This is a genomic window from Paenibacillus sp. FSL R7-0204 (genome assembly GCF_038002225.1).
Taxonomy (GTDB): domain Bacteria; phylum Bacillota; class Bacilli; order Paenibacillales; family Paenibacillaceae; genus Paenibacillus_AQ.
In genome coordinates this window covers 7,102,740-7,129,738 of record NZ_JBBOCA010000001.1, presented here as the reverse complement: position 1 = coordinate 7,129,738, position 26,999 = coordinate 7,102,740, and the positions used below count along the sequence as shown (strand labels likewise).

Here is a 26,999-nt window from a genome sequence, read left to right as displayed (position 1 = left end):
GGTTTGTTTTAAGTGTTATCATTGCTGACAAACACCCGAATAGACAAAGGAGGCCTAGCCATTGATCGACTTTCATCAGGTAGACAAACATTACGGACAATTCCATGTACTGAAGGGCATTGACCTGCATGTTCAGGAAGGGGAAGTAGTAGTTGTAGTCGGTCCTTCCGGCTCCGGCAAGAGCACGATGCTGCGCTGCATTAACCGTCTGGAGACGATCACGAGCGGCGGATTAACCGTGGACGGTATAACTGTAAATGAACGTAAGACAGATATCAATACCTTACGCAAAGAGATCGGAATGGTCTTCCAGCACTTCAACCTGTACCCGCACAAAAAGGTCATTGATAATATCACGCTGGCCCCGGTGAAGGTGCTGGGCTTAAGCAAAGCGGAAGCGGAGAAGACCGCAATGTATTATCTGGAGAAGGTCGGCATTGCCGACAAGGCGGAGACCTATCCTTCCCAGCTATCCGGCGGGCAGCAGCAGCGGGTGGCGATTGCCCGGGGGCTGGCGATGAAGCCCAAGATTATGCTGTTCGACGAGCCGACCTCGGCGCTGGACCCGGAGATGGTCGGGGAGGTGCTCGATGTCATGCGCGCCCTGGCCCGCGAAGGTATGACGATGGTCGTTGTGACCCATGAGATGGGTTTCGCCCGTGAGGTAGCGGACCGGGTCATCTTCATGGATCAGGGGCAGATCGTGGAAGAGGCGGAGCCGGAAGCCTTCTTCGCCAGCCCGAAGGAAGAGCGGACGCGTACTTTTCTCAGCCGTGTATTAAGCCACTAAACTAAAAATATAGGAATCCGGGGAGGAAACGAAATGAAAATGTCCAAGAGCTTCAAGGTGTTAAGTGTGCTGATGATTGCGGCCATGCTGGTCATTGCCGGGTGCGGCAACAACAAGGGCAAGAACGACAATGCGGCAGGCGGCAACGCTGCCGGAGGAGCAGCCGCTGACTCTGCGGCCATTGCCAAGATCAAGGAGCGCGGCAAGCTGCTCGTCGGCGTGAAGTTCGATACCCGCCTGTTCGGTCTGAAGGACCCGGCCTCCGGTAACGTGGAAGGCTTCGACATCGATATCTCCAAGGCCATCGCTAAGACAATTCTCGGTGATGAGAATGCCATCGAGCTGAAGGAGGTCACCTCCAAGACGCGCATTCCGATGCTGAATAACGGCGAGATCGATATGGTGGTGGCTACCATGACCATTACGGAGGACCGCAAGAAGGAAGTCGATTTCTCCGACGTCTATTTCCAGGCCGGCCAGTCCCTGCTGGTGAAGAAGGGCAGCCCGATTACAGGCCTGGAGAGCGTTACGAAGGATACGAAGATTCTCGGCTCCAAGGGGGCAACCTCAATCAAGAATATCAAAGAGAAGGTGCCGGGCGTAACCGTGCTTGAATTCGATAACTACCAGGATGCCTTCAGCGCGCTCAAGGCGGGTCAGGGTGACGCGCTCACTACGGATGATGCGATTCTGTACGGAATGGCCTCCCAGGACCCCGGCTTCGAGGTGGTAGGGAAGCCGTTTACCGATGAGCCTTACGGCATTGCAGTACAGAAAGGCAACGCGGATGTAGTTAAGGCGATTAATGATACACTGGCTGAACTGAAGGCGAACGGGGAGTATGATGCCATCTATACCAAGTGGATTGGTAAAGCCCCGGCTAAATAAGCCTGCTCCAAGCAAGAACTTGCTTCAATCAAGGTAAGAACGAATAAACGGGTTTCACACGAATTTCTCGTAGAAACGGTACCGCCTTTTCCAAGGAGGGCAACGCCGTTTCTACTTGTTTGTAGGAACGGCGGCCATGCCGGGCAGGAACGAACTCATCCGTAGGTAAAGGCAGGTGAACATTGATGGATTTCTCAATATTAACGAACTACTTCGGACTGTATATGGAAGGCTTCTACGGTACGCTGCTGTCCAGTGTGCTGGCCCTGATCGGCAGCTTCCTGATCGGCGCGGTCGTTGCCGTCTTCCGCATGACTTCAGTCAAGGGTCTGCGCTGGTTCGGTGCGGTGTATGTGGAGTTCATCCGCAACATTCCGCTGCTGCTGGTCGTGTATATTTTCTATTACGGGCCTTCCGCTCTGGGCTTCACACTGGACGGCTTCAAGGCAGGAACCATCGGACTCGCCGTATATACCTCGGCCTTCATCGCCGAAGCGATCCGTGCCGGAATTATGGCCGTGCCCAAGGGACAGATGGAGGCGGCACGTTCCTCCGGTCTCAGCTACATACAGACGATGCTGCATATCATTCTGCCGCAGGCGATCAAGCTGGTCATTCCGCCGCTCGGCAACCAGTTCATTAACCTGATTAAGAACTCTTCCGTACTGACTCTGGTTGCCGGTCTTGATCTGATGTACTTCGCCGACGGGATCTCTACAGAGACTTACCGTACCTTTGACACCTACATTTTCGTAGCGGTATTCTATCTGGTGCTTACGCTTCCGCTCAGCTACGGCGTGCGGATCTGGGAGCGCCGGCTGCAGCGCAAATATTAAGAGAATGCTTGAGATAAAGGAGGGATATTATGGATTTCATAGGTGCGTACTCTGCCGATAATCTGAAGTTTCTGCTGGACGGATTGTATGTGACGCTGATCGTTGCTTTTGTATCGATCTTCCTGAGCTTTATCATCGGCTGTATGATTGGCGTCATCCGCTACTCGGAGGTGCCGGTGCTGTCTCCGGTCATGTTCTATCTGGTGGAGCTGATCCGTAATCTGCCGCTGCTGCTGATTATCTTCTTCATCCGCTTCGCCTTGCCGGAGGTCGGGATCAAGCTCGGACTGATTACTGCGGCCATTGCAGCATTAACCATCTTCGAGGCGGCGATGATTGCCGAGATTGTCCGCGGCGGCTTAATGTCGATCGACAAGGGGCAGATTGAAGCGGCGCGTTCCTCCGGTCTCAGCACTGTGCAGACCTTATGGCATATCGTGCTTCCCCAGGGGCTGCGGCGCATGGTTCCGCCACTGGTCAGCCAGTTCATCTCCCTGCTGAAGGATACCTCGCTCGCTGTTGTGATTTCCCTGCCGGAGCTGATGCATAATGCCAACATTGTCATCGGCCACAGCTACAGCTATGCCATCCCTACGCTGGCGCTGGTTGCCTTGATTTATTTTGTCGTCAATTACCTGCTGTCGCTGCTGTCCAGAAGGCTTGAGCACAGAGCGGTATAACCTTAGCCGGATGAGGATTAAGCCATATTCAATCCATTGCGGCTATGATACTATAGTTGTCAACCTCTCTAGGCAGGAGCAGTGGCGATGGGACAATCGATTCTGAGAATGAAGGCGGTACAGATTCTGCTGGTGGCCGCCGTTACTGCGGTAGCCGGAGAATTCAAGATCAACCCGTTTGACGGAGATATCTTCCGCATTGCCATGGGCAGCAGCGCCTTTCTCCTCTTCCTGCTGTTAATGAGACAACTGCCGTATATCCGCACAGGCTGTGCTACCGGGGTGGTTGTGCTGCTGTTCCGGACTGCCATGGATATGGTGGAGGGAAGCGGACTGACGGTAGAGCAGAGCCTTAGCAGCCACTTCTCGGCAATGATCTATTACATCGTGTTCGGCGCACTGATGCATGTCATCAAGAGCCGGATTGATACCTTCCATCCGCTGGTACTTGGCGCGGTTGCCGCAGTGATTGATCTCCTTTCAAATGAAATGGAGCTGCTGACCCGGCTGATTGTGCTGGATTCGGCTACCTTCCGGCTGAACGAGTGGACGTACCTGATGGCGATTGCGGTCCTGCGTACGTATTTCACCACCGGGGTATACAGCAGCATCTCTGTCAGCCAGCTGCGTATCCGGGAGCGGGAGCAGCATGAACGGACCCAGCAGATGCTCGGATTCGGCTCCGGCCTGTACGGGGAAGTGTTCTATCTGAAGAAGTCCATAGGCACCCTGGAGCAGGTAACGCTGAACAGCTTCGAGCTGTACAGCAAGCTGAAGGACGGAGAAGGCACAGGACCTTACAGCCGGCAGGTGCTCGACATCACCCAGCAGCTCCATGAGGTGAAGAAGGATTCGCAGCGGATTCTGGCAGGGCTGGTGAAGCTGGTGGAGCGTGAGGTGAACGGGGACATGCCGTTATCAGGTATTCTGCAGTTCGCGGTCAAGAGCAATGCCAAATATGCGGAAATGCTGGGTAAAGAGATTAAATTCCATATTCACATCACCTCCGATTACACAACCGACAGCTACATTCCTCTATTGACCCTGCTTAACAATCTCACTGCCAATGCGGTGGAAGTCATCCAAGGGACAGGCAGCATCCATCTGAACGCTTATGAGCAGGACGGTATGACGATTCTGACAGTGACAGATAGCGGGACGGGCATTGGGAAGCGTGATCTGGGCCTGCTGTTCGAGCCGGGCTTCACAACGAAATTCGATGAAGAGGGCATCGCTGCCACGGGGATCGGGCTCTCTCATGTACGGGATATAGTGAATATGTTCGAGGGAAGCATTACGGTTCAGCCGGTATCACATACCGGAGGGGCTATGTTCCAGATTACAGTGCCGAGCATGAAGCTGCGGAAGGAGGAATAGAGGATGCCGCTATCATTCTGTATTGTAGATGACGACGCGTCGGCGAGAAGAATGCTGCAGCATATTATTGAGGATAGCGGGCTTGGTGAGGTGACGGGTACTGCAGCGAGCGGACAGGAGGGGATCGCTCTGATCCTGAGCGAGACCCCGGACATTGTGCTGATGGATCTGCTGATGCCGGACCAGGACGGGATTGAGACCATCCTCTCTCTTCAGGCACAGGGCTGCCGCTCCAAATTCGTCATGATCTCGCAGATTGAGAACGGGGATATGGTCAGCCGCGCCTACAGGAGCGGGATTGAATTCTTCATCCGCAAGCCGATCAACAAGATTGAAGTCGAATCTGTTCTATATAAAGTGAATGAACGTTACGCCATGGGCCGTTACCTCGATGAGATCAAACTGACGCTGGGCAAGCTGGAGGGCCTGCAGTTCGGACTGCCGCAGCTGCCGCCGGGCAAACGGACCGTCAAGGAGATTGTCCAGCCGATTCTGATGAATATGGGCATGATTTCGGAGAATGGCAGCCGTGATATTATCACGATCATGGAACTGGCGGTAGCCGAAGGGAATAGTGGAAGTCTTCCGTCTCTGAAGGAGCTGTATGAGCTGACTGCTGCCAAGTACAGACCGGTGCCTGCAGAGGCAGCCAAAGAGGTCAAGGCTATTGAGCAGCGTCTGCGCCGCGCCTTGGCGGCGGGTCTGACAAGTCTCGCGTCCATCGGTCTGACGGATTACGGAAATCCGAAGTTCGAGCACTATGCGCCGCTATATTTCGACTTTGAAGAGGTGCGTCTGAAGATGAAGGAGATCGAACAGGGCCGGGATAGCGGCAAGGTGAAGGTGAACATTAAGAAATTCCTGCAGGTGCTGCATCTGGAGGTGCTGGAAGGCTTGGGGCGCTAAGCCGGATACGGGACCATGGGTCCGGGCCTTTTGCTGCAAATGGCATCGTCAACTACAGAGGCAAGACCAAGAAACCTCCGGAGCCGCTGGTCAGCGGGCTGGCGGTTATTTTTTTGCGTAGACATGCTGTACAATGGGAGGAAGCAATTAGAACAGCGCGGCTCTGCTGCGAATTGCCTACATAGGGCGGAGGACTTATATTATGATACGAACACTTGCCGTAACGCATACGGGCGAGATACTGACCGATCTGCTGCTTCAGGATATTGTCCTGGATGATTATGCCTGGATCTGGGCGGATTTCGCTATGCCGACGGAGGAAGAAACCTTGAAGCTGGATACTTATTTTCATTTTCACCCGCTGGCCATTGAAGACTGTATGCATGTCTTGCAGCGGCCGAAGCTGGATTATTACGAGGACGTGCAATTCTTCGTGCTGCATTCGCTGAATGAGCGGACGCTGGAGGCCGAAGAGATCGACCTGTTCCTCAGCCCGAAATTCCTCGTCTCCTACCATCATCAGGACAAGCCGGAGATGGAGGAAGCGTGGCAGATGGTCAAAGCTGAGATTCATAGCCGCAAGGGCTGGTCGGGCGGGCCGATGGCCGCTGCTTACACGGTGATGGACAAGCTGGTGGACAGATATTTCCCGTCCCTGTATACGCTGGAGGATGAACTCGCGGATCTGGAGAGCCAGGGCGGCAACGAATCGGTGGAGGAGCTGATGAGCCAGGTCTTCAATGTGCGCGGAAGGCTGCTGAAGCTGCGGCGGACGATTGTGCCAATGCGTGATCTGATGTACCGGATCGTCAATTCGCAGCATGTGCAGAGCAATGGGGAGGAGCGGGTCTATTTCGGCGATATCTATGATCATCTGCTGAAGCTGACCGACATGATTGAAGTTGACCGGGAAATGACCGCCGACCTGCGTGACAGCTATATCTCGCTCAACTCCAACCGGATGAACTCCATTATGAAGACACTCACGGTGATTACCACGGTATTTATGCCGCTGACGCTGATTGCAGGAATCTATGGAATGAACTTCAGGGTGATGCCGGAGCTGGAATGGAAATACAGCTATTTTGCGGTGCTGCTGCTTATGCTGGTGCTGGGAATCGGAATGTTCGGCTGGTTCCGGCGGAGCGGCTGGTTTAAGTAAAAGAAAAGCGCGTTAAGCGCCGCCGCTTAGGAACGGCGGCGCTTAACGGAGGAAGACCCACCGGATTTACGCTTTTTGGAGGTGGTATTGCGGCGCTTCGGGACGGGGCGTCTTTTTTTGCGCCGTTTGGGGCTATAGAGGGCTGCATCCTCTTCGGCGGCGAGCTCTCCCGCTCCGCTCCCCTTGCCTTTGCCGAACCCGCCCATCACAAGCTTCACCATCGGAGCCATCTGTGAAAAGCCCTGCATCACCTTCTGCACCTTGCCCATGGTGTTGACGATTCCGTCAATACCGCCCATCCGGTCAACAATTCCCTTGAGCTGTTCCATATTCGCCAGACTTCCAAGATTGCCGAGTCCACCCAGGAGGCCTCCGGCCTTCGCGGTAGAAGCTTCTGCCGCAGGGAGCGCGAGTGCCGTATCGGTGACTTCAGCGCCATAAGCAGGCAGCAGCTCAGGTTCTCCGGGAAGCGGGGCAGGTGTATAAGCAGATAGTCCCGGGTAAGGTGACGGATTGTAGGGTTCAGCCAGGGAACGGCCTTGCTGGCGGGAATGATTATAGTAATGCTGAGGCATAGGATCACATTCCTTCGTTAGTGGTTTGCTATACTGTATGTCATGGGCGAACAGACGGTATAGACGAATGCCCGGGTAACCGGGATACCAGCGGAAAAGGGCGGATGCCTATAGAGCGGCAGGCGGAAGTGAAGAAACCGTGTCCATGCTTGATTTCGCACGGTTTTGTAGTACTATGAGTAAGGCGGTCTAACCTGGAAGCCGGAAGTAGAATAGAATGAGCTCCGGTTATGTTGTACGCCTGGGGTGGACGTTTGTCCGTCGATTTCACTCTTTACAGCGTGAAACCGTTAATGCTTGAAAAATGTGCTCCAGTACAATATAGTAGAGGCAAGATAGTCACATTAAGTTAATGTTTAGGGGATGATAGGGCGATGCAGCTAAAGAAGCTAAACGATAAAAGTATCGATCAATTATTTGAGGCTATTTTAACATTGAAAAATATGGAAGAATGTTATGTATTCTTTGATGACCTGTGCACAGTGAACGAAATTCAATCGCTCTCACAGCGCCTTGAGGTTGCGCGGATGCTGGGCAAGGGGTCTACATATAATCAGATTGAAGCCGAGACGGGAGCCAGTACAGCAACTATCTCCCGCGTGAAGCGCTGCCTGAACTACGGCAATGACGGTTATAAGCTTACACTGGAACGTTTGGGCCGATAATCTATGGTTCCGGGCGTATTGTTAATCAGTCACGGCTCCCGTGACCAGGCCTGGGTGTCAATGGTGGACGAGGCAGTGAGTCATCTCAGGCTCCGGGAGGAGTTGCCTATGGCGGTTGCTTTCTTAGAGCTGGTAGAAGGACGATTGATACAGGATGGAATTGATAAGCTGGAACATGCAGGGGTCACAGATATTATTGTGATCCCCTTGTTTGTTTCTTCCGGCAGCACGCATGTCGATGAGATAGAGTATGCGCTGGGTGCTAAGCCGGTTCCTGAGCGGGAGACCGACCTTGCGCCGTTCAGGGTTGCCGCGAAGGTCCACTACGGCTATCCGGTCGATGACGATCCCGATATTGCACAGATGCTGTGGGATAAGCTCCGGGAACTGTCGCAGCATCCCGGGCGGGAGATGGTGCTGCTGGTCGGACACGGCAGCAGGCATGACGGCTTCCGGCAGCGCTGGGAGCAGGGCATCTCTTCTCTTGCTGCACGGGTACGGGAGGTTAGCGGGCTGGCTGCAGCTGATTACGGGCTGCTGAACCCGGACAGTGTAAGAAGCCGGGTGGAGCATTGGCAGGAGCAGGGCTATGATGTGCTGGTAGCACCGCTTTTTTTGAGTGAGGGGTATTTCACCAAAGTGGTCATTCCGCAGCGGCTTGAGGGGCTAGAGTATGCCTATTCCGGCCAGACACTGCTGCCGCATCCGCTGCTGCCGCGCTGGATTCAGCGGCAGGTGGAAGCAGCGCTCCAGCGCCTGGAGGCTTGAGGGTCAACGTTAATTCGTACGCGGTAATGGAGCTGATTATAGGATGCACCCAGTGTTCCATGTAGCCATGGCTGCCACTGCTGCATACATATATCTATACTTTGTGCCGTTCTTCTAGGCTTGAAGCCCGGGCGGCGGGTATAAATATATCCCTTCTCCGTCCCCCTGACATTGCTTGTGGGGTACAGAATTGGGTATAATCAGTAAAGTTATCCATTATATAAACAGGTGGCGTTCCGGTAATGAAAACTGCGAGATTGATTTATAATCCCACTTCTGGTCGGGAAGAAATGAAAAGACGACTCGCCGATATTCTAGACCGGCTGGATATGGGCGGTATCGAAGCTACCTGCCATGCAACAACGGGAGAGGGCGATGCTACTGCGGCTGCAGCCCAGGCTGTGGAACGCGGTACTTATGATCTGATCATAGCTGCCGGAGGCGATGGTACGCTCAATGAAGTGATTAACGGGATGGCAGAGAAGCCCAACCTTCCCCCGCTCGGTATATTGCCGCTGGGAACGACGAATGATTTCGCGCGGGCCATGGGCATTCCGAAGAATTGGGAGGAAGCCTGCGACCTGATTCTGCGTCAGGAAGCGCGCCTGATTGATCTCGGCAAAGCCAATGACCGTTACTTCATTAATATAGCAGGCGGCGGACAGCTGACAGAGCTGACCTATGAGGTCCCCAGCAAGCTGAAGACCATGATGGGTCAGCTTGCCTATTACCTGAAGGGGATCGAGAAGATGGCCAGCCTTGCTCCGCAAGAGCTGTATATCCGCGCGAACGGCCAGGAGATGATCCATGACGAGTTCATGCTCTTCCTGATCGCCAACACGAATTCGGTCGGCGGCTTTGAGAAGCTGGCCCCGGGGGCGCGTATCGATGACGGCCTGCTCGATGTTATTGCCGTTAAGAAATGCAACCTGGCCGAGTTCATCCGGCTGGTGCGTCTGACCATCCGCGGAGAGCACCTGAGTGACAAGAAGGTTATCCATTTCCGTACCGATGCCATGGAGGTAACCTCTCCCGGCCACGTGCAGCTGAACCTGGACGGCGAGCTGGGCGGCACCCTGCCGGGCAACTTCAGCATCCTGCCGCAGCATCTGCGGATTTTCGCGCAGAATAGTTAGTGGGTTGGCGGGAATGGAACGCGCAGAATCGTTAGAAGTTCGAAATCTTTGCGCTAACGGACTGGGCAGCTCTTATTTCGCCCAAAATTGCACTTTACGTATGCTAACGGACTCCAGCGCCTTTAGTTGCCCGCTTTGGCCTCTAAAATGCCTATGGGAGAGGAGATAAGCGCTGTACGGTCCGTTAGCACGGCTGAAATATAAGTTTTATGGTAATTAACGTCCGTACGGTCCGTAAGGAAGAGGAGTTTGTTCTGTCAGCACCCTAATGATTAATGAGATGAATAGTGAAGAACATGAAAGAAGTGAACCTATACACATGAATAAACAACGCAGCAGGCGCAGCGCAAGCCGCCGGGAACAAGGGGCGGCCCCTGTCGCCGGACTGCCGGTGAATAAGAACGATGAGGTCCTGCTCGATATTATCGGCATGACCCATGAAGGAGAAGGGGTAGGCCGCGTCGAAGGCTTTACCCTTTTTGTGCAGGGCGCACTCCCCGGTGAGAAGGTCCGGGCCAGAGTATTGAAGACCAAGAAGCAGTATGGCTACGCCAAGCTGCTGGAGCTGGTGCAGGCCAGCCCCGACCGCATCGCGCCGCCCTGCCCTATTTATGATCAATGCGGCGGCTGTCAGCTGCAGCATATGGATTACACCGCGCAGCTCGCGTGGAAGCGGCAGCTGGTGGTGGACAACCTGCTGCGGATCGGGAAGCTGGAGGTGGCCGGTGCGGTTAGCAGAGGTGTAGTGGGTACATCAGGGACTCAAGGCGAAGGCATCCGCGTGCTGCCTACGCTCGGCATGGACGAGCCCTGGCGTTACCGCAACAAGGCCCAGGTGCCTATCGGGGTGACCGAAGGCGGGTTGGTCGGCGGCTTTTATGCACGGGGCAGTCACCGGATCATCGACATGGAGACCTGTCTGATCCAGCATGAGGACAACGACAAGGTTGTTGCCGCCGTCAAGAGCCTCGGCCGCGAGCTGGGTATCACCGCCTACAACGAAGAGACCGGCCGTGGCCTGCTCCGCCACGTTGTGGTGAAGAAGGCGTTCCGCACCGGCCAGATGATGCTGGTGCTGGTCACGAACGGCAGGGATATCCCGCATCTGGATGCTTGGATCGGCAGTATCCGTGAGCAGCTTCCGGCAGTGGTCAGCATCTGCCAGAATATCAACACGCAGCGGACCAATGTCATCTTCGGCAACGATACCCGTGTCCTCTGGGGCAGCGAGGTGATCTATGACTACATTGGAGATGTACAGTTCGCCATCTCTGCGCGTTCCTTCTACCAGGTGAACCCGGCGCAGACCGAGGTGCTGTATGGAAGAACGCTGGAATACGCTGCACTCACCGGCAAGGAAACCGTGATTGATGCCTACTGCGGCATCGGCACCATCTCACTTTTCCTGGCTCAGCATGCGGATCAGGTGTATGGTGTTGAGATCGTGCCCGAAGCCATTGAGGACGCCCGCGCTAATGCGAAGCTGAACGGAATGAATAACGTGAAATTCGAAGTCGGCGCTTCGGAGGATGTCATCCCCGCTTGGAAAGAGCAGGGCATCACCCCGGACGTCATCGTCGTCGATCCGCCGCGCAAGGGCTGCGACCCGCGCCTGCTGGAGACCATCCTGCTGATGCAGCCGGAGCGTGTCGTGTACGTGTCATGCAATCCATCCACCCTTGCCCGCGATTTGCGGGTGCTGGAGGATGGGGGATACCGGGCGGTGGAGGTTACGCCGGTGGATATGTTCCCGCATACGGTGCATGTGGAGAGTGTTTGCTCCTTGATCTATAAGGGTTTTTGAGTACCGGAAACGGTATTGGGGGCAGACTGGGGGCGAAGTAAAGAATCGAATTTGTCTGCGGCAGCTTGGTCTGCACTTTGAAGGGCATGGCCATAAACGTTCATAGTGGTGGAGATGTTACCGTGTCCCAGTCGTTCCGAAATGATCTTGGCATGAACGCCCTGGTTGATCAGCAGCGTGGCCGAGGTATGTCGAAGATCATGGAAGCGAATATAACGGAAGCCATTCTTTTGGAGGAATTGACGGAACCAAAGATATGGCCGCTCCTGATGATAGGCTTTTCCGTTCAGATGACAGAAGAGAAACTTCCGTTCTCCGCCCTCCCAAATGACTTCATTCCGATCACGTTCTTTAGCCTGGTACTTTGAATACTCTTTTAGCTCTTCCAGAACGACAGCAGGCAAAGATACTTTACGCCGAGATCCTTTAGTCTTTGGGGCCTTTACATGAGCGTTCCCCTTTGGTGAGAGAGCAACACTTTGCTCTACGCTAATAATGCCTGTTTTAAAGTCAATATGTTTCCATTCCAGTCCTAGTAGTTCCCCGCGTCTAAGGCCAGTGGTGATAGCCAACGTTATCATCATACGCCAATGAAAAGGTTCCTTTTGAAGCGCCTGAAGAAGCTGCCCTACCTCCTGCTCATTGTAGGGGGTATTCTGCTTGCTTGTGACTTTTGGCTTTTGTACGGCAGCGGCTGGATTCTCCTTTATTACTTTCCACTCAACAGCACGTTTAAAGATGTTCTTCAGCACCCGATGATTAATCTGAATGCTACCCGATGAGAGAGCTTTGCCATCTTTACGGCTTCCCGGCTCAGCAAGCTTCTTTAAAAAAGTCACGATGTGCAAAGGTTTGATCTGATCAAGGCGCTGGTGGCCAAAGACTGGGATGATATGTTTTCTCAAATTGACTTCATAGGTATAAATCGTTTTTTCTTCCAGATGTTCTTTTGCATATTTATCTCTCCATTCCCCTACAAATGCGCTGAAATTCATCTTCTCTGGCGCAATGTACTCTCCGGCCTCCACTTCGATTTTAAATTTAACTAATTCCTCATTCAAATAGGCTTCAAGCTTTCGGGAAGATTTCAGCAATGCCTTGTCTGATACCCGCACAGTTTTATAACGGCGGTCGCGAGATCCATCTAGTTTGTCCCCTATTTCAACTACGAGACGCCATGAAGCTTCTCCGCGCTTTTCATAATAGGGCATATTTTCCACTCTCCTTAGAACGTATGTTCTATTTTTGGTATATTTAAACAGCCTTGCGGCCGGGAAGCACGAAGGTTATAGGTGGACTTCAACAACATTGAGCGGGTCCAAATATATGATGTAATTATCAATCGTAATGAGAACGCCGAATTTTTCTTTAAATCGATCAAGGGCTGATTGTAAAAAATCTTCAGTCACATTGATAAATTCAGCGATCTCAAAACGACCTTTAGCTCCAGAATGATGAGCTTGTACAATGGCTGACAGTGGGATAATTTTCTGATAGGCCCATTGCCGTGCTCTTAACTCCTGTTTACGATTCCTGATGTCATTCTGATCAAGAATGTTTCCGGTTGTCGTCTCGTAATGACCCATTTCCTCCGCAAGGATGCAATGCTTTTCTATGTCAGAAATAGACTTGTCCAGCCAAATGATCTGATCTTTATACAGTCCCTTCAGATTACCACGTAGGGTTACTTCATATACCTCAATATCCTTTTTAGATGTTTCTCTAAGTAGACTTTCATAGGTCAAGGCGGCATCACTCCCCGGCGCGAGGTCCTCTCTTCATTCTGACAAACTCCTTGAAACGCTCTATTTCTTCCAATTCTTCCTCAGTCCACTCTTCTCCATCATGGTGGGCCGCAATAGTTTCTGTTTCACTATGCTCCTTTAAATACTCCTCGTAGCCGGGATCGCTCATAGCGTCTTTATATTCAGCTTCCCTAAATTCAGCGTAAGCTATGGCCATTTCTGCTCCACTCATGCCCTTCTCTTGGTAGTGGTGTAGCAGCTCTAATGGAATATCTTCTAATAAATCTCCGCTTACTTCCTCAAGGTCGTAGCCGGCTGCGTTAAAAATTGTTTTAGCGTCAACCAGCCAATGCTCATTTTCGATTGCAATTTTTAAAACAGTATCAATAGAGGGTTGTTTATATTCCATTCCTGAACAAAGTCTAGTTAGGTAATATTCATCCAGCCCTGTGTCTGAGGCAAATTTCTTTACGGATCTATTGTGTCTGACCAGATTCACGATTGAAGTAAATTCACCTTTATTAAATCCATAGAGTAGAAAATCAGTAGATACACCGAGATACTCTGCAACTCTTTTCAGTTTATCGACAGCAGGGGAACTTTTATCCCATTTGTAGATAGTACCATTCCCAAATCCTAATTCTTTTTCGAGCTTGAATATGGAAATGCCTTTCTCCTTACAGAGTTTCTGAATAATATCTAACACAAAATAACCTCCGAATGTAGTTTATTTAGAAAATAATCAGAATAAGCGTTGACACTCTGAATATATTCAGATAAACTACAGTCAACAGCTTAATCGCTGGCAAAAAAGGAAACAAAAATAACTGTGGGACCAGTTGTCCCATCTAAAATCGTTCCCCAACGACGTTTATTTTGTGTTCCTTCTTTCTGATAATAGAATATTTTCAGATACCTGTCAACGATTTAGCTGTATTATTTACAACTCTTTACAAAAGGAGGTTTGCAAAATGCAGAATTATACCGAATTTGGAGCAGAAGCGCGGAAGGTCATGCTTCAGAAGAAGATCAAGATGAAAGATGTGGCCCACGAACTTGGCGTTTCTGTTACTTATGTATCAGAGATTTTGAAAGGAACGCGTCCTGGAGAGAAACAAAAGCCGCGTATCGCTGAGATGCTCGGGCTGAAATGTGAGGTGTAAGCATGACAGCTCTTGAAAAGGCAATCGCAGACATTGTGGCCGTGCATGTTGCCGAAGCAGAAAAGCGTATCATGGAAAGCCTTTCTATTTCAGATAACCGAACAATGACCATCCCAGAAGCATGTGAATACCTCTCTATGAGCGACTATACCCTTCGGCAACTTTGCAAAACGAAGCGGATACCACACCGTACCGTTGGCGCGGAGGGCAGCAAGAATCCCCGCTATCTATTCAGTACCGTTAGTCTTGATCGGTGGAAGCGAGAAGAAGAGGAACGGAATTTCGTCAGGAACGGAGTCGTGAAGTAGCAATTAAGTTCAGTATTAGTCAGGATATGCCTGGCGTAGCCGTAGATAAGGAGGTTAGCTCTTGAGAAACAAGTATCCCGGGAGCTGTTACCGTTGCGACAAACCGGTAGAAGCAGGCAGGGGGCATTTTGAGCGATACCGGGGTGGATGGCGGCTGCAACATGCGAGTTGCGCTATCAAGTATCGCGGAACAGATCAGCACTTTATGAAGGGTGGTGAGAAAAATGAGCAAAGTAACGGGGCCACTTGAAGTGATAGACTACTGTGCTAATCCGAAGTGTCAAGGTGATATCTATTTTGGACAGAAGGCAATCAAGCACGGAAAGGATCTTTATTGCGGTAATCACTGCCTGTGTGAAGGTATCGGCGCTGTGGTGATAGAGGCCGACGATAGCCGCGAAGGGGGTGGTGCAACAGAACATGAAAATGACCTAACGGGGTAGGAGCCGTCAGGTCATAGCAATACATCACAATATGAGGTCAGTTTATCACTGACTGAAGGGAGAAGCAATGTCAAAAATCTGCTATCGGGAAATTAACTTCCGTTCGGAGAGTCTTCGCCTGATTGAACAGGTTAATGCCATCATTCATGAATATCAAGATATGGGTTACTCTTTGACGCTTCGGCAGGTATATTACCAGCTCGTTTCACGGGATGTCATCCCCAACAATGAACGCAGCTATAAAAACCTTGGAAATCTCATTTCCGATGGCCGTATGTCCGGTCTTATTGATTGGAATGCCATCGAAGACCGCACCCGGAACCTTCGCAAAAACAGCCATTGGACTTCACCTGGCTCTATTATTCACTCTGCGGCCTATTCCTTTGCCTACGACAAATGGGAAGACCAGGACAGCTATGTAGAGGTATGGGTGGAGAAAGACGCCTTGGTCGGTATCGTAGGTCAAGTCTGTGAAGAGCTGGACATCCCATACTTCTCGTGCAGAGGCTATGTTTCCCAATCTGAAATGTGGGCGGCAGCTCAACGTCTGGAACAGTTCTCTGCTCAGAAGTCTATTCACATTGTTCATTTAGGTGATCACGACCCAAGCGGGAAAGATATGAGCCGTGATATCGTGGACCGGCTTGAACTGTTCGGGGTGTCCATTGAATTCCAACGAATCGCCTTGAACTATGACCAGATCGAGGAGTACGGTCCGCCTCCCAATCCTACTAAGCTGACCGATAGCCGGGCTTCGGGCTACATTGCAGAGTTTGGGCATGAATGCTGGGAGCTGGATGCGCTGCGTCCTGATGTAATTGACGGGCTGATCCGTGACGCTGTGACAGACCTTTGTGACTTGGAACTGCTGCAAGAGGCCCGGGACCGAGAAGAGACGGCCAAGGACACTTTAAAAGCCGTGGCTCGAGATTGGCCAACGATTGAACGCAATTATTCTAATTAAATAGGAGGATTTATACAATGCCCGTTCAAATTACGATTACTGGTGAGAACGCAAAGGAAGCTTTACAGGAGATTGGGGGACTGGCTGCCGCTCTGGTAGGCGCTGCGCCTGTAACCGATAAGCAGAAGGCCAAGGCCCAAGCAACAACGAAACCTGCTGAATCGAAGCAGGAAGAGCCAGAGAGGGCCCAAGCCGAAACGAAACCGCAAACTAAGCAAGATGATGGTTCAGGGGGAGGGGATAACCCCTCTGCTGCTGACTTGAAGGCTAAGGCTACTGAAGTGACCAAGTCAGGGAAACGTGAAGAGGTTAAAGCCTTGCTTACGGAGTTTGGCTATAAGGCGTTAAGTGACGTAGCCGAAGCGGACCGTGCAGTCTTCATGGAACGTCTGGAACAGCTGTGAGCAAAGAAGTAGGGGCACACGCAGAGCGGGATCACGCCATCCTCTCTGCGTCCGGCTCCAAGAAATGGCTGACCTGTACGCCAAGCGCCCGGCTGGAGGAGAAGCTGCCGGAGAGCCGTTCTACGTATTCAGATGAAGGCTCAGCCGCGCATGAGCTTTCCGAGATACACCTCGCTTACCATCTGGGGCAGCTGAAGCCTTGGGAACATGGAGAGCGCTGGAAAGAAGCCCAAAAAGGGCCGTACTACTCCCGTGAGATGGAGGACTATGTGCATGAGTATGTGGGCCTTGTCCTGGAGAGAGTCAACACGGCCAGGGCGAAGTCTACGGATGTCATTGTGCTGCTGGAGGAGCGTTTGGATTATTCAGCATATGCCCCGGAGGGTAGAGGGACTGGCGATGTCGTGATCATTGCTGACGGCTGCCTGGAGATTATCGACCTGAAGTATGGCAAGGGTGTCCCTGTGTCCGCAGTGAATAACAGCCAGATGCGGCTATACGCGTTGGGAGCTGTCGAAGGCTACGATTTCCTTTATGACATCCAGTCTGTGCGCATGACCATTGTGCAGATCCGGCTGGACAGTATTTCTGAGGATGTCATGGACGTAGAGGCGCTGCGGGAGTGGGGCGAGAGTATTAAGCCCGCAGCGGCTAAGGCGTGGGCGGGTGAGGGAGAATTTGTTCCTGGGCCTCATTGCTCCAGCGGCTTCTGTAAGGCCCGCTTCACCTGCAAGGCCCGGACTGACTTCTATATGGCTGCGACACAGTACGAGTTCAAGGACCCTGCACTCATGACGCTGGAGGACATAAGCGCGGTGCTGTATGTAGCGCCAGAATTGCAGAAGTGGGCGAAGGAGCTGGCGGGTTATGCCTTTGAGCAAGCGACCAAGCACGGTGCAAAGATTCCGAGCTGGAAGCTGGTTGAAGGGCGCAGCGACCGTGTGATCCGTGATAAATCGGCGGCTATGGCAGCTCTCGCTGCCGCAGGAGTGCCTGAAACGAAATACCTTAAGCCGCAAGACCTGCAAGGCATTGGAGAGCTGGAGAAGATCGGCAAGAAGGAGCTGGCTAAGATATTGGGTGATCTCATTATCAAGCCCGAAGGCAAGCCGGTACTTGTTCCTGAGAGTGACCCAAGATCAACATTAAACAATACCCGTGATGCATTCGCGGACATTAACCTGGAGGACTGATACCTATGACAACCGAACCAACCAGTAAGCTGACTACGAATAAAGTACGTTTTGCCTTCGCCCGGGTATTTGAGCCGGAATCATTCGCCGGTGGACCAGAAAAATATTCGGTGCGCTTACTCATTCCGAAGTCAGACACCGAATTCCTTGAGCGCTATAAGCAGGCTCTGGCGGTGGCTAAGGAGCTGGGCAAGACCAAGAAGTGGGGCGGTAAGGTGCCGACCAAGCTTGACCTGCCGCTGAAGGATGGCGACGAGGTGGATCTGGAGAAATATCCAGAGCATGAAGACCATTGGTATATCAATGCGAAGAGTACCTCCGCACCGGATGTGCTCAAGCCAAACGGTAAAGACAAGGACGGACGGAACATCCTGGTGGACATTACGGACACCACAGAGTTCTGGAGCGGCTGCTATGGCCGGGCGCGCATTACCTTGTGGCCGTTCGATGAAGCCGGAAATAAAGGCATCAATGCCATACTGGATGGGGTTGTGAAGACTCAGAACGGTGAGTCATTCGGCGGCGGTGGCGGGGATACCCGTGAAGCCTTCGCTGATGAAGACCTGGGTCAGGACGATGACGATGATTTCTTGAATTAAAGCCGTGTTATGGGGGATTCCGCAAGGGTCCCCTTTTCTTAACCGAATAAAAGAGAAACCTCCCTATTGTAATAGGGAGGCACCAATGCCTAGTAGATTCGCGATAATAGTAATTATCGCAAGAAGCACAGGCTGCTTGATGATCAACTCAAAATTACCCCATTTGAGTTCCATTTTCTCAGCTCCTTTTCTATGTACATGCAGGGCTTTCGCCGTGCACATATGAGCGGAAATACTCAGCCCGCCCCTATGTATTGGACATAGTAAAACAATAAAGCTATAGATTCAGAAAAGGAGTAAAGCTATGTGTATTGCGGATTAAATATACCACAATTTACCTTACTTAGAAATTCGGAACGTTTGTTTGATAGATAACAAATTAATGGAAAGGAGAGCCTATGCCAATCTTACAAATAGATGTTGAGACTTACAGCAGCGTAGATCTGAGCAAGAGCGGGCTTCATAAGTATGTTGAGTCTCCCGATTTTGAGATTCTACTCTTTTCCTATGCCTATGACGATGATCCCGTGACGATCATTGACCTGACCGATTTAGAGGAGTTGCCAGAGCGGGTGAGGCAGGATCTGATGGACCCGTTCGTTACTAAGTCGGCGTTCAATGCAGCATTTGAGCGGGCAGCTATCGCCCGGCACTTCGGGATTGAATGTAATCCTTACCAGTGGCGCTGCACGATGGTTTGGGCCTATGCGCTTGGCCTGCCTGGGTCTCTGGACAAGGCAGCCAAGGTGCTGAAGCTGGACGCCCTGAAGGATGCCAAGGGTAAAGCCTTGATTAAATATTTCAGTGTCCCCTGCAAGCCGACCAAGGTCAATGGGCAACGGACCCGTAACCATCCATACCACGACACCGAGAAGTGGGAGCAGTACAAAGCCTACAACGTTCAGGACGTTGTGGTGGAGCGGGAAGTGCGGCGGAAGCTGGAGCGGTTTCCCGTACCGGCGAAGGAGTGGCGGCTGTGGGCACTTGATCAGATTATTAATGACCGGGGTGTCCGGCTTGATCCGGTGTTCATCGGTCACGCCATTGCCTGCGCGGAGCAGTACACCGCCTGGCTGGTCGCTGAGGCCAAGGAGCTGACAGGACTGGATAACCCGAACAGCCTGGCGCAAGTCAAGGCGTGGCTGGCTGAGAACGGCCTGGAGACGCCGGACGGCCTTGGCAAGGAGTTCATGCCTATTCTACTGGATGCAGCTCCTAATGAAGAAACGAAGCGAATGCTTGAGCTTCGGCAGGAGATGGGCAAGACCAGTAACTCCAAATATGACGCCATGGACCGGGCGCTGTGCGCAGATGACCGGGTGCGGGGGATCTTGCAGTTTTGCGGGGCGAATCGCACCTGGCGCTGGGCCGGACGTAACGTCCAGATGCACAATCTACCACAGAACCATCTGGAGGATCTGAAAGACCTGGAGCTGGCCCGGGGTACGCTGCGCAGTGGCGACTATGACCTGCTGGAGATGATCTATGGAGCGCCTCCGTTCGTGCTGTCTCAGCTTGTGCGCACCGCGCTTATTCCCTCGAAGGGCAATAAATTCAGGGTGGCTGACTTCGCCGCCATCGAGGCCCGGGTCATTGCTTGGCTGGCTGATGAGCTATGGGTGCTGGCCGTCTTCTCAGATCACGGCAAAATCTATGAAGCCACAGCATCTCGTATGTTCGGTGTTCCCTTTGAATCTATCACCAAAGGCCATGAGAATTACAAATACCGTGCTTCTGGCAAAGTGGCCACTCTGGCCTGTGGCTTCGGCGGTGGCGCGGCGGCTATGGAGAAGATGGACAAGAAGAAGGAGATTGCACCGGAACAGTATGATCCGCTGGTCCGGCAGTGGCGCGAAGCTAACCCTAATATCCGTAAGCTCTGGTACCGCGCGGAGGATGCGGCCATGAAGGCGGTACGGGAGAAGACAACCGTTAAGCTTGCCCACGGTGTGCAGTACCGGTATGAAGGCGGAATATTATTTGCTGATCTGCCTAGCGGGCACAGTCTGGCGTACCCGCAGCCGGAGATTAAGCCTGATACGAAGTTCAACAAGGACGGCCTTGTGTTCTATGCGCTGGATGACCGCAGCCAATGGGTGCAACAGCGCACCTGGGGCGGGACGCTGGTCGAGAACCTGGTGCAGGCCATAGCGCGGGACTGTCTGGCGGAAAGCCTGGTCCGGCTGCATGAGGCACAGTATCCGATTGTACTGCATGTGCATGACGAGATTGTGGCGGATTGCCCGGAGGACTTCGGTTCTGTGGATGAGATGACGGAGATCATGGGGCGTTCGATTGACTGGGCGCCAGGGCTGCCCCTGAAGGCAGCAGGCTTTGAGTGTGATTTCTACATGAAAGATTAGCACATAGTGAAAAATTCATAATAGATACAAGATATAAGCCTAGAGGATCATTTAGGCATCAAAATTGATTAGTGCACGCTACAAAGGAATAGAAAAAACCGCCCGTAGGCGGTCAGAAGGTTTGCTGACAATCGTCTTCTATCCGAAGATAGGTCGCTTGACTATTAATGTGGCCGCCGCCACCAAGACGAGGGCATGTTCAACATTTTGATTAACATACCATCAACTCCTTCTAGATTAGAAGTTTACAGCATTTATAAATTTTTTACAATGTTATATCTCTATCGAATTGCAAGAAGGTAAATCGAAGGAGGTAAGCGGATATGACACAGCTAGAAGTTAGGCCGGTGCTGAATTGGCCCGGTTACCATGTATCCCGGGACGGCCAGGTGTTCAGCTCTCGGAGTAGGTCAAGAGAGTTTCTCCCGGTGAAGGTGAATAGCCGCGGCGTGGTCTCCCTGACATACGCTGGTCGCTTTAAGCAATTTAAGCCGGAGAAACTCGCTGCGGAAGCCTGGCGGCAGCGCTGGACGGATAAGCCGTGATTCAGAAGTTTATACAAAGATTGAGGTGGCACCATGCAAGAGCTTGATATTAGCTTCGGGAAGAACCGGAGCGACACCAACTGGAAAACAGAATACTTGTCATGGGATGAATTCGTGGACCGGCTGCGCAAGGTGCGCCGGAGCGCGGAGACAATGGCCGAATATGACCGCTGGGATAATATCCGGCGGGGGAAGGTGAAGGATGGCCCGGCGTTTGTCGGCGGGCTTGTCCGGGGCGGCCGGCGCAAGAAGGAGAACATCGACAGCCGCTGGCTGATCACGCTGGACGTAGACAGCGGGGACGAGGACTTTTTGCTCACCGTGGACCTGATGATCGGCGGCACCGCTTATGTGATCTACTCCACGCACAGCCACAGGGACGCCCGTCCGAAGTACCGGCTTATTATCCCGGCAAGTCGTGCCATGAGTCCAGACGAGTACGCCGCCGTCAGCCGCAAGCTGGCGGAGCTGATCGGCATGGACTACTTTGACAAGACGACCTTTGATGTTCATCGGCTTATGTATCTGCCGTCCTGTTCCAAGGACGCAGAGCCGGTGCTGGAGGTGCTGGAGGGCGATGCGCTGGATGTTGACGCCATCCTGGGTCATTACAAGGACTGGACGGACGTCATGCAGTGGCCCCGGCATCCGCACGCTGCTGACCCGATTCTCTCTAATAAGAAGCCCCAAGACCCCCGGGAGAAGACCGGCACCATTGGGCTGTTCTGCCGTTCGTTCACTTTAGAAGAAGGTATTGACCGCTTCCTTCAGGAGGAGTATAGCCCCGGCTCCATGGAGAACCGCTACACCTACAACAAGGGAACGTCTGGGAATGGCCTGGAGGTCTTTCCAGACCAGGAGCTGGCGTATTCGCACCAGGACAGTGACCCAGCAGCAGACGGCCGCAGCTATAACCTATTCGACCTGGTGCGCATTCATAAGTTTGGCCACCTGGATGAGCGGGTGAGCGAGAAGACCAATGTCTCTAAGCTGCCGAGTGTCGCGGCAATGGAGGCATGGGCCATTCAGCTCCCGGAGGTCAAGCGGGAGCGTATGTCCGAGATATCAGAGTCCTATGGTGATCTGGACGATGACCCGGAGGAAGACACGGCAGAGGGTGACGATGCCTGGAAGGAGCAGCTGGAACTGCACAGTAAGACGGGCGACCTGCTGCCTACGGCGGGCAATATAGAGCTGCTGCTGTCGCATGAGGAGTGGGGCGGTGTGCTGGGCTATGACGCTTTTGGTAATACGGAGGTCATCCGTAAGCCCTTGCCCTGGCGGGGCCGTGAGCGCCCGCAAGCGGATTATGAGCCGTGGCTGGGTGCCGATGATAAGCGGCTGCAGCATTGGTTCGCCAAGGCGCACAAGCTGCGCGGAGCGGCTATGATTCAGAACGCCTTTACGGAGGTAGCCCATGCGAACAAGTTCCACCCGATTAAAGAGTATATTGAGGCTCAGACCTGGGATGGGGTGCCGCGCTTGGACACGGTCTTTATTGATTATCTGGGTGCTGAGGATACCCACTATATCCGGCAGGTGACACGCAAGGCGCTGCTGGCGGCCGTGGCTCGGTTGTATATGCCTGGGTGCAAGTTTGATGAAATGCTGGTGCTGGTGGGTCCGCAGGGTGCAGGTAAGAGCAGCCTGCTGGCGAAGCTGGGGCGCAAGTGGTTCAGCGATTCGCTGCGGACATTTGAAAATAAGGAAGCTGGGGAGCATTTGCAGTCGGGCTGGATCTTCGAGATCGGTGAGCTGAGTGCAATGAAGAAGTCTGAAGTCGATGAGGTGAAGGCGTTTCTTAGCAAGACGGAGGACCGGTATCGGGTGGCTTATGATCGGCAGGTATCGGAGTTTCCACGGAAGTGCGTTTTCTTTGGCACGACGAATACACGGGACTTCCTGCGAGATGCCACAGGGAACCGGCGCTTTTGGCCCGTGGAGGTATTTCCGGTGAAGGCTAAGTTTAGCCATTGGGATCACCTGACGGACTGGCATGTGGGGCAGATCTGGGCTGAGGCGCTACATGCTTATAATGAAGGGGAAATTCTAGCTTTGGATAACGTGGCGAAAGCAGCCGCTGCGTTCATGCAGCAGGAGCATCTTGAAGTTGACCCACGAACAGGCAACATTCAGGAGTGGCTGGAGAAGCCGGTCGAGGATGAGCTAGGTCAGGTTACGGCCAATTACAGGACGCGAGTGTGTGCATCTCAGATCTGGACGGAATGCCTGTTTAATAGAGCGGGGTCTATCCGTCCCTGGGAAGCCAGAGAAATTGCGGACATCATGCGTAAAATGCCTGGTTGGGAAGAGCGTAAAGGTAAGGCTAGGATACCCGGTTACGGTGTTCAATTGGTTTTTGAACGTTGCCTACCCCCGTTGTAGATATACGAAATTCGCAGCAACTTGACGGATATGCTGCAACAAAGCAAAGTTGCTAACGTTGCGAAGACGTTGCCAGAAAAAACAGTTTCACGGAAACACGCCAAGCGTAAGCCGGGCAAGGATTCAGGCCACATTGTTGCTGATGTTGCCGTGAAACTCTACTGTAACGGTTAAATGTAAGTAGCATAGGAGTAGGTAAATTATGTAAGTGGGCGCCCGTATGCTACACGTAATAGTGCACATACGCGTGCGTGTGCGCGACAACAACAAGGGGGTTGAGAGTATGAGAGAGTCAGCGCTGGAGCGCCAACTAGTCCGAGAGGTAAAGCGGATCGGTGGCCTGGCTCCGAAGTGGGTCAGTCCCGGGAATCGCGGGGTGCCGGACCGCCTGGTCATTTTGCCGAATGGATTGACGGTGTATGTCGAGATGAAGGCCCCAGGTAAGCAACTGGAGCCACTTCAAGAACACTGGAAGCGGAAGCTGCTGAAATTGGGACAGCGGCATTACAAGATAGATTCGCTGGAGGATGTCACGAGTTTCATACGGGAGGTGATGCCGAAATGAAGTACATCCCCCACACATATCAGGATTATGCGACTCTTAGGATTCTTGACACTAATTTCATTGCGCTGCTGCTAGAGATGGGCTTAGGCAAAACCGTTAGTACCTTAACGGCGATTGACCGGTTGCTGTATGACCTGTTCGATGCTTCCCGGGTGCTGGTGATTGCGCCGCTTCGGGTGGCACAAGACACCTGGGCGCGGGAGACGGCCAAGTGGGACCACTTGCAGCATTTGCGCATCAGTAAGGTGCTGGGTAGTGCAGACGCCCGCAGGAAGGCGCTTAAGACAGATGCGGACCTGTGGGTCATTAACCGGGAGAATGTGGAATGGCTGGTCAGCGAGTACGGCAGCAAGTGGCCGTTTGACACTGTGGTTATTGATGAGTTAAGCAGCTTTAAAAATCACCAGTCCAAGCGCTTCAAGGCGCTTCGGAGGGTGCGGCCTATGATCAAGCGACTTATTGGCCTGACCGGCACCCCAGCCCCCAATAGTCTGATGGACCTTTGGGCACCTGTATACCTGCTGGACCAAGGGGAGCGGCTTGGCAAGACAATTACAGGGTATCGGGACCGATATTTCAACGCCGGAGGCCGTAGCGGTCATGTGGTTCATGACTGGCGGGTGAAAAAAGAAGCCGAGGAGAATATATACAAGGCGATTGGAGATATTGCTGTCAGCATGAAGGCTGAGGATTGGCTGGAGCTACCGGAGCGGATTGATCGGACGGTTTCGATTCCGCTGTCACCGAAGGCTAGGGAGCAGTACAAGAAACTGGAGCGGGAGCTGCTGCTGCCCTTCATGGATTCAGATGTGGTGGCCACAACGGCGGCAGTGCTGTCTGGTAAGCTTCTTCAGATGGCCTCCGGCGCTGTGTATGACGAGGATAAGGGAGTCAAGCACATTCATGATGCGAAGCTGGACGCGCTGGAAGACATCATCGAGGCGGCTAACGGGAAGCCAGTCATGGTGTTTTACAACTTTAAGCACAGCCTGAGCCGGATTCAGGAGCGTTTCCCGCAGGCGCAGATCCTGCGGAAGGGTGCAGCAGGCAATGAGGACATAGCCGCCTGGAACAATGACGAGATTCAGCTGCTGCTGCTTCACCCCAAGAGTGCCGGTCACGGCCTGAACCTCCAGGAGTCGAGCTGCCGGACAGTAGTGTGGTTTGACCAGATCTGGAGCCTGGAGGAAGACCAGCAGGCCAATGCCCGGGTTCACCGGCAGGGCGTTAAACATAACATTGTGGTCATTCGTCTGGTGGCCGAGGACACGATTGACGGCGAGGCCGTGGAAGCCCTGGAGCGTAAGGCCGCAGGCCAAAACGCATTAATGGCTGCGGTCAAAGCCCGAATAGATAAAATAGCGAAGGAGGAAGCAGCATGAGTATTATTAAGGCGACATGGATCGAAACGCTGATCGGGCAGTATGCTGCCGAGACGCATGTGCTGGAGCGGTACCGGGATACCCTGGACCTGAAGGACCCAGCAGCAGCAGAGGAGGCGGAGACGGTCTCAGGGATGCTGGCAGATATGCGTTACGCCTTAACCTGGATGCGGCGCGGCAGACGGCCAGGGAGCCGCAGAGGGGCCGAGCGGACGGATGTTTACCGGCAGCGCGAGCTGTTGGTTAAGCTGGCAGGGGATGAAATGAACAACGAGGAGAAGTTGCAGATGGTCGATGCGCTACTTCTCCTGTCCGACAGAGAGCGAACATGTTTTCTGCTTTATGTGGCTCAGGGCTTGCTGTGTCAAGATATTTCTGATAAGCTTGGAATAGCACCAAGCACTGTGTATATGTACGTAACACGGGCCAAAGATAAGCTTAAAACGCATTTTCCAAAGCCCTTGTAGTAATCTTGTAGTAATTTGTGTAGTAACTCATGCAGTGCTATAAGTCTGTCTATCACGAGTCCTCCATTGCGGAGGGCTCTTTTTTGTACTCGAATGTTAGAGGAAATTGATTCCTTTTGTCGAAATGATTAGGCAAAAGGGGGTGTTAGTATGTTACAGGTAAAAATATTTAGCAGAAGTACAGAGGAAGACTTGGAATTAGATATAAATGAGTTTCTAGAAACGGTATCCATGGTCAATGTGACGGATATTAAGTATTCTGTAGCCGCCATATCTCATGAGGCGCTGCCGTTAGCATTATATTCAGCCTTAATTACTTACAAGAAATATACAAATGATGATAAATAAAGTAAATCAAAGGAGCTGAATCATATGCCCAACGGTCAACCGCCGTTAACATTGAAATTAGGCATAAAAAGTCAGTGGGTGTGTGATTTATGCAGTCGTGTTATAGAATCAGATAAAGACGGTATGCTGGAGTGGGACAGTTACTTTATCGAAGACGATAAAATTGTCCGTGAGAATTTCCGTATTGTTCACGGAAGATGGATGCAGGGGTGTAGTAAAAATAGACCAACTGATAAATTAGCGGATGGTCATTTGCACTGGTATACGGGATCAGACGGGCTTCACAAATCGCTTGAAATGTTAAAGAGACCAAATCTCAATATTGATGAGTTTCTTGAAATAACAAAAAGGTTGCATGTGGACTATTATGAAGAGGCTAGGCAACTGTTCGATATTGCAAGAGAAAACGCAGATTTTGATTACGAAGAAGAACATGTTCCCGAAGAAGAATTAATTCGTTTGATTCGGAAATATGGTAACTAAGAGTCTAGTAACTTAAGCACCTTCGGGTGCTTTTTATTTTGGGCAAAAGGAGGCA

General features: G+C 52.4%; 29 protein-coding genes and 1 pseudogene. 26 read left to right on the top strand and 4 right to left on the bottom strand.

The window, feature by feature from the left end; translation table 11 throughout:
• The first annotated feature begins 61 nt into the window (after nucleotides 1-61).
• From MKX42_RS30905 to corA, 7 genes are all read left to right on the top strand, one after another.
• A complete protein-coding gene (locus MKX42_RS30905) occupies nucleotides 62-790 on the top strand; it encodes an amino acid ABC transporter ATP-binding protein (protein ID WP_340757179.1) in 729 nt (242 codons plus the stop codon).
• 39 nt (nucleotides 791-829) lie between these two features.
• A complete protein-coding gene (locus tag MKX42_RS30900; RefSeq protein WP_340757902.1) occupies nucleotides 830-1,678 on the top strand; it encodes a glutamate ABC transporter substrate-binding protein in 849 nt (282 codons plus the stop codon).
• A gap of 185 nt (nucleotides 1,679-1,863) precedes the next feature.
• Nucleotides 1,864-2,514 carry an amino acid ABC transporter permease gene (locus MKX42_RS30895; protein WP_340757177.1) on the top strand — a complete coding sequence of 217 codons (651 nt, stop codon included), beginning with the start codon at nucleotides 1,864-1,866 and terminating at the stop codon, nucleotides 2,512-2,514.
• Between the two features lie 29 nt (nucleotides 2,515-2,543).
• Entirely contained in the window at nucleotides 2,544-3,194 is a 651-nt protein-coding gene (locus MKX42_RS30890; protein ID WP_340757175.1) for an amino acid ABC transporter permease, read from the top strand.
• Between the two features lie 87 nt (nucleotides 3,195-3,281).
• On the top strand, nucleotides 3,282-4,571 hold the full coding sequence (locus tag MKX42_RS30885; RefSeq protein ID WP_340757173.1) for an ATP-binding protein: 1,290 nt from the start codon (nucleotides 3,282-3,284) through the stop codon (nucleotides 4,569-4,571).
• A gap of 3 nt (nucleotides 4,572-4,574) precedes the next feature.
• A complete protein-coding gene (locus tag MKX42_RS30880) occupies nucleotides 4,575-5,477 on the top strand; it encodes a response regulator (protein WP_340757171.1) in 903 nt (300 codons plus the stop codon).
• 202 nt (nucleotides 5,478-5,679) lie between these two features.
• Complete coding sequence (gene corA, locus MKX42_RS30875) at nucleotides 5,680-6,639, top strand: magnesium/cobalt transporter CorA (protein ID WP_340757169.1); 960 nt, start codon at nucleotides 5,680-5,682, stop codon at nucleotides 6,637-6,639.
• Between the two features lie 26 nt (nucleotides 6,640-6,665).
• On the opposite strand, the gene MKX42_RS30870 is transcribed toward corA, so the two are convergent.
• Complete coding sequence (locus tag MKX42_RS30870; RefSeq protein WP_340757168.1) at nucleotides 6,666-7,214, bottom strand: tyrosine protein kinase; 549 nt, start codon at nucleotides 7,212-7,214, stop codon at nucleotides 6,666-6,668.
• Nucleotides 7,215-7,588: 374 nt separating this feature from the next.
• On the opposite strand from MKX42_RS30870, the gene MKX42_RS30865 reads away from it, so the two are divergent.
• The 4 genes from MKX42_RS30865 to rlmD all read left to right on the top strand — a co-directional run bounded on the left by MKX42_RS30865 (nucleotide 7,589) and on the right by rlmD (nucleotide 11,587).
• A complete protein-coding gene (locus MKX42_RS30865; RefSeq protein ID WP_019913624.1) occupies nucleotides 7,589-7,879 on the top strand; it encodes a YerC/YecD family TrpR-related protein in 291 nt (96 codons plus the stop codon).
• 3 nt (nucleotides 7,880-7,882) lie between these two features.
• A complete protein-coding gene (locus tag MKX42_RS30860; RefSeq protein ID WP_340757167.1) occupies nucleotides 7,883-8,647 on the top strand; it encodes a sirohydrochlorin chelatase in 765 nt (254 codons plus the stop codon).
• A 242-nt stretch (nucleotides 8,648-8,889) separates the two neighbouring features.
• A complete protein-coding gene (locus tag MKX42_RS30855; RefSeq protein ID WP_340757165.1) occupies nucleotides 8,890-9,783 on the top strand; it encodes a diacylglycerol kinase in 894 nt (297 codons plus the stop codon).
• A 319-nt stretch (nucleotides 9,784-10,102) separates the two neighbouring features.
• Nucleotides 10,103-11,587, top strand: a complete 1,485-nt coding sequence (gene rlmD, locus MKX42_RS30850; RefSeq protein WP_340757164.1) for a 23S rRNA (uracil(1939)-C(5))-methyltransferase RlmD — start codon at nucleotides 10,103-10,105, stop codon at nucleotides 11,585-11,587.
• Here rlmD and MKX42_RS30845 read toward each other — a convergent pair.
• The 3 genes and pseudogenes from MKX42_RS30845 to MKX42_RS30835 all read right to left on the bottom strand — a co-directional run.
• Nucleotides 11,572-12,798: a tyrosine-type recombinase/integrase gene (locus MKX42_RS30845; RefSeq protein ID WP_340757163.1), complete on the bottom strand. Its 1,227-nt coding sequence runs from the start codon at nucleotides 12,796-12,798 to the stop codon at nucleotides 11,572-11,574. The genes rlmD and MKX42_RS30845 overlap by 16 nt on opposite strands.
• Before the next feature lie 75 nt (nucleotides 12,799-12,873).
• Complete coding sequence (locus MKX42_RS30840; RefSeq protein WP_340757161.1) at nucleotides 12,874-13,332, bottom strand: ImmA/IrrE family metallo-endopeptidase; 459 nt, start codon at nucleotides 13,330-13,332, stop codon at nucleotides 12,874-12,876.
• 7 nt (nucleotides 13,333-13,339) lie between these two features.
• Nucleotides 13,340-13,459, bottom strand: a pseudogene (locus MKX42_RS30835) (helix-turn-helix domain-containing protein); the annotation flags it as partial.
• 844 nt (nucleotides 13,460-14,303) lie between these two features.
• Between MKX42_RS30835 and MKX42_RS30830 the strand changes: the two are divergent.
• From MKX42_RS30830 to MKX42_RS30760, 15 genes are all read left to right on the top strand, one after another.
• Complete coding sequence (locus MKX42_RS30830; protein ID WP_340757159.1) at nucleotides 14,304-14,495, top strand: helix-turn-helix domain-containing protein; 192 nt, start codon at nucleotides 14,304-14,306, stop codon at nucleotides 14,493-14,495.
• 2 nt (nucleotides 14,496-14,497) lie between these two features.
• A complete protein-coding gene (locus tag MKX42_RS30825) occupies nucleotides 14,498-14,803 on the top strand; it encodes a helix-turn-helix domain-containing protein (protein WP_340757158.1) in 306 nt (101 codons plus the stop codon).
• A 224-nt stretch (nucleotides 14,804-15,027) separates the two neighbouring features.
• The gene (locus MKX42_RS30820) at nucleotides 15,028-15,246 is read left to right on the top strand and encodes a hypothetical protein (RefSeq protein ID WP_340757157.1); all 219 of its coding nucleotides are present in this window, start codon (nucleotides 15,028-15,030) and stop codon (nucleotides 15,244-15,246) included.
• A 67-nt stretch (nucleotides 15,247-15,313) separates the two neighbouring features.
• Nucleotides 15,314-16,210 carry a hypothetical protein gene (locus MKX42_RS30815; protein ID WP_340757156.1) on the top strand — a complete coding sequence of 299 codons (897 nt, stop codon included), beginning with the start codon at nucleotides 15,314-15,316 and terminating at the stop codon, nucleotides 16,208-16,210.
• Between the two features lie 17 nt (nucleotides 16,211-16,227).
• Nucleotides 16,228-16,614 (top strand): hypothetical protein, encoded by a 387-nt coding sequence (locus tag MKX42_RS30810; protein WP_340757155.1) that lies wholly within the window; start codon nucleotides 16,228-16,230, stop codon nucleotides 16,612-16,614.
• Nucleotides 16,611-17,807 carry a DUF2800 domain-containing protein gene (locus tag MKX42_RS30805; RefSeq protein WP_340757154.1) on the top strand — a complete coding sequence of 399 codons (1,197 nt, stop codon included), beginning with the start codon at nucleotides 16,611-16,613 and terminating at the stop codon, nucleotides 17,805-17,807. Before MKX42_RS30810 ends, MKX42_RS30805 begins: the two co-directional genes overlap by 4 nt.
• A gap of 5 nt (nucleotides 17,808-17,812) precedes the next feature.
• Complete coding sequence (locus MKX42_RS30800) at nucleotides 17,813-18,406, top strand: DUF2815 family protein (RefSeq protein ID WP_340757152.1); 594 nt, start codon at nucleotides 17,813-17,815, stop codon at nucleotides 18,404-18,406.
• A gap of 398 nt (nucleotides 18,407-18,804) precedes the next feature.
• Nucleotides 18,805-20,769, top strand: a complete 1,965-nt coding sequence (locus MKX42_RS30795; RefSeq protein ID WP_340757151.1) for a DNA polymerase — start codon at nucleotides 18,805-18,807, stop codon at nucleotides 20,767-20,769.
• Nucleotides 20,770-21,092: 323 nt separating this feature from the next.
• On the top strand, nucleotides 21,093-21,314 hold the full coding sequence (locus MKX42_RS30790; protein ID WP_340757149.1) for a hypothetical protein: 222 nt from the start codon (nucleotides 21,093-21,095) through the stop codon (nucleotides 21,312-21,314).
• Between the two features lie 33 nt (nucleotides 21,315-21,347).
• A complete protein-coding gene (locus tag MKX42_RS30785; protein WP_340757147.1) occupies nucleotides 21,348-23,699 on the top strand; it encodes a virulence-associated E family protein in 2,352 nt (783 codons plus the stop codon).
• Nucleotides 23,700-23,982: 283 nt separating this feature from the next.
• Entirely contained in the window at nucleotides 23,983-24,264 is a 282-nt protein-coding gene (locus MKX42_RS30780; protein ID WP_340757146.1) for a VRR-NUC domain-containing protein, read from the top strand.
• On the top strand, nucleotides 24,261-25,646 hold the full coding sequence (locus MKX42_RS30775; protein WP_340757144.1) for a DEAD/DEAH box helicase: 1,386 nt from the start codon (nucleotides 24,261-24,263) through the stop codon (nucleotides 25,644-25,646). The genes MKX42_RS30780 and MKX42_RS30775 overlap by 4 nt, the downstream gene beginning before the upstream one ends.
• A complete protein-coding gene (locus MKX42_RS30770) occupies nucleotides 25,643-26,113 on the top strand; it encodes a sigma factor-like helix-turn-helix DNA-binding protein (protein ID WP_340757142.1) in 471 nt (156 codons plus the stop codon). Before MKX42_RS30775 ends, MKX42_RS30770 begins: the two co-directional genes overlap by 4 nt.
• Before the next feature lie 150 nt (nucleotides 26,114-26,263).
• Nucleotides 26,264-26,461 (top strand): sporulation protein Cse60, encoded by a 198-nt coding sequence (locus MKX42_RS30765; protein WP_340757140.1) that lies wholly within the window; start codon nucleotides 26,264-26,266, stop codon nucleotides 26,459-26,461.
• 24 nt (nucleotides 26,462-26,485) lie between these two features.
• Nucleotides 26,486-26,944, top strand: a complete 459-nt coding sequence (locus MKX42_RS30760; RefSeq protein ID WP_340757138.1) for a hypothetical protein — start codon at nucleotides 26,486-26,488, stop codon at nucleotides 26,942-26,944.
• Nucleotides 26,945-26,999: the final 55 nt, after the last annotated feature.

Excerpts from the sequence above, each read along its gene's own strand:
- MKX42_RS30760 (WP_340757138.1), top strand. The coding sequence starts at position 26,486 with ATGCCCAACGGTCAACCGCCGTTAACATTGAAATTAGGCATAAAAAGT.
- MKX42_RS30800 (WP_340757152.1), top strand. The coding sequence starts at position 17,813 with ATGACAACCGAACCAACCAGTAAGCTGACTACGAATAAAGTACGTTTT.
- MKX42_RS30820 (WP_340757157.1), top strand. The coding sequence starts at position 15,028 with ATGAGCAAAGTAACGGGGCCACTTGAAGTGATAGACTACTGTGCTAAT.
- MKX42_RS30790 (WP_340757149.1), top strand. The coding sequence starts at position 21,093 with ATGACACAGCTAGAAGTTAGGCCGGTGCTGAATTGGCCCGGTTACCAT.
- MKX42_RS30895 (WP_340757177.1), top strand. The coding sequence starts at position 1,864 with ATGGATTTCTCAATATTAACGAACTACTTCGGACTGTATATGGAAGGC.
- MKX42_RS30785 (WP_340757147.1), top strand. The coding sequence starts at position 21,348 with ATGCAAGAGCTTGATATTAGCTTCGGGAAGAACCGGAGCGACACCAAC.
- MKX42_RS30780 (WP_340757146.1), top strand. The coding sequence starts at position 23,983 with ATGAGAGAGTCAGCGCTGGAGCGCCAACTAGTCCGAGAGGTAAAGCGG.
- MKX42_RS30825 (WP_340757158.1), top strand. The coding sequence starts at position 14,498 with ATGACAGCTCTTGAAAAGGCAATCGCAGACATTGTGGCCGTGCATGTT.
- MKX42_RS30855 (WP_340757165.1), top strand. The coding sequence starts at position 8,890 with ATGAAAACTGCGAGATTGATTTATAATCCCACTTCTGGTCGGGAAGAA.
- MKX42_RS30890 (WP_340757175.1), top strand. The coding sequence starts at position 2,544 with ATGGATTTCATAGGTGCGTACTCTGCCGATAATCTGAAGTTTCTGCTG.
- MKX42_RS30765 (WP_340757140.1), top strand. The coding sequence starts at position 26,264 with ATGTTACAGGTAAAAATATTTAGCAGAAGTACAGAGGAAGACTTGGAA.
- MKX42_RS30870 (WP_340757168.1), bottom strand. The coding sequence starts at position 7,214 with ATGCCTCAGCATTACTATAATCATTCCCGCCAGCAAGGCCGTTCCCTG.
- MKX42_RS30845 (WP_340757163.1), bottom strand. The coding sequence starts at position 12,798 with ATGCCCTATTATGAAAAGCGCGGAGAAGCTTCATGGCGTCTCGTAGTT.
- rlmD (WP_340757164.1), top strand. The coding sequence starts at position 10,103 with ATGAATAAACAACGCAGCAGGCGCAGCGCAAGCCGCCGGGAACAAGGG.
- MKX42_RS30795 (WP_340757151.1), top strand. The coding sequence starts at position 18,805 with ATGCCAATCTTACAAATAGATGTTGAGACTTACAGCAGCGTAGATCTG.
- MKX42_RS30815 (WP_340757156.1), top strand. The coding sequence starts at position 15,314 with ATGTCAAAAATCTGCTATCGGGAAATTAACTTCCGTTCGGAGAGTCTT.
- MKX42_RS30865 (WP_019913624.1), top strand. The coding sequence starts at position 7,589 with ATGCAGCTAAAGAAGCTAAACGATAAAAGTATCGATCAATTATTTGAG.
- MKX42_RS30860 (WP_340757167.1), top strand. The coding sequence starts at position 7,883 with ATGGTTCCGGGCGTATTGTTAATCAGTCACGGCTCCCGTGACCAGGCC.
- MKX42_RS30830 (WP_340757159.1), top strand. The coding sequence starts at position 14,304 with ATGCAGAATTATACCGAATTTGGAGCAGAAGCGCGGAAGGTCATGCTT.
- MKX42_RS30900 (WP_340757902.1), top strand. The coding sequence starts at position 830 with ATGTCCAAGAGCTTCAAGGTGTTAAGTGTGCTGATGATTGCGGCCATG.
- MKX42_RS30770 (WP_340757142.1), top strand. The coding sequence starts at position 25,643 with ATGAGTATTATTAAGGCGACATGGATCGAAACGCTGATCGGGCAGTAT.
- MKX42_RS30775 (WP_340757144.1), top strand. The coding sequence starts at position 24,261 with ATGAAGTACATCCCCCACACATATCAGGATTATGCGACTCTTAGGATT.
- corA (WP_340757169.1), top strand. The coding sequence starts at position 5,680 with ATGATACGAACACTTGCCGTAACGCATACGGGCGAGATACTGACCGAT.
- MKX42_RS30810 (WP_340757155.1), top strand. The coding sequence starts at position 16,228 with ATGCCCGTTCAAATTACGATTACTGGTGAGAACGCAAAGGAAGCTTTA.
- MKX42_RS30880 (WP_340757171.1), top strand. The coding sequence starts at position 4,575 with ATGCCGCTATCATTCTGTATTGTAGATGACGACGCGTCGGCGAGAAGA.
- MKX42_RS30885 (WP_340757173.1), top strand. The coding sequence starts at position 3,282 with ATGGGACAATCGATTCTGAGAATGAAGGCGGTACAGATTCTGCTGGTG.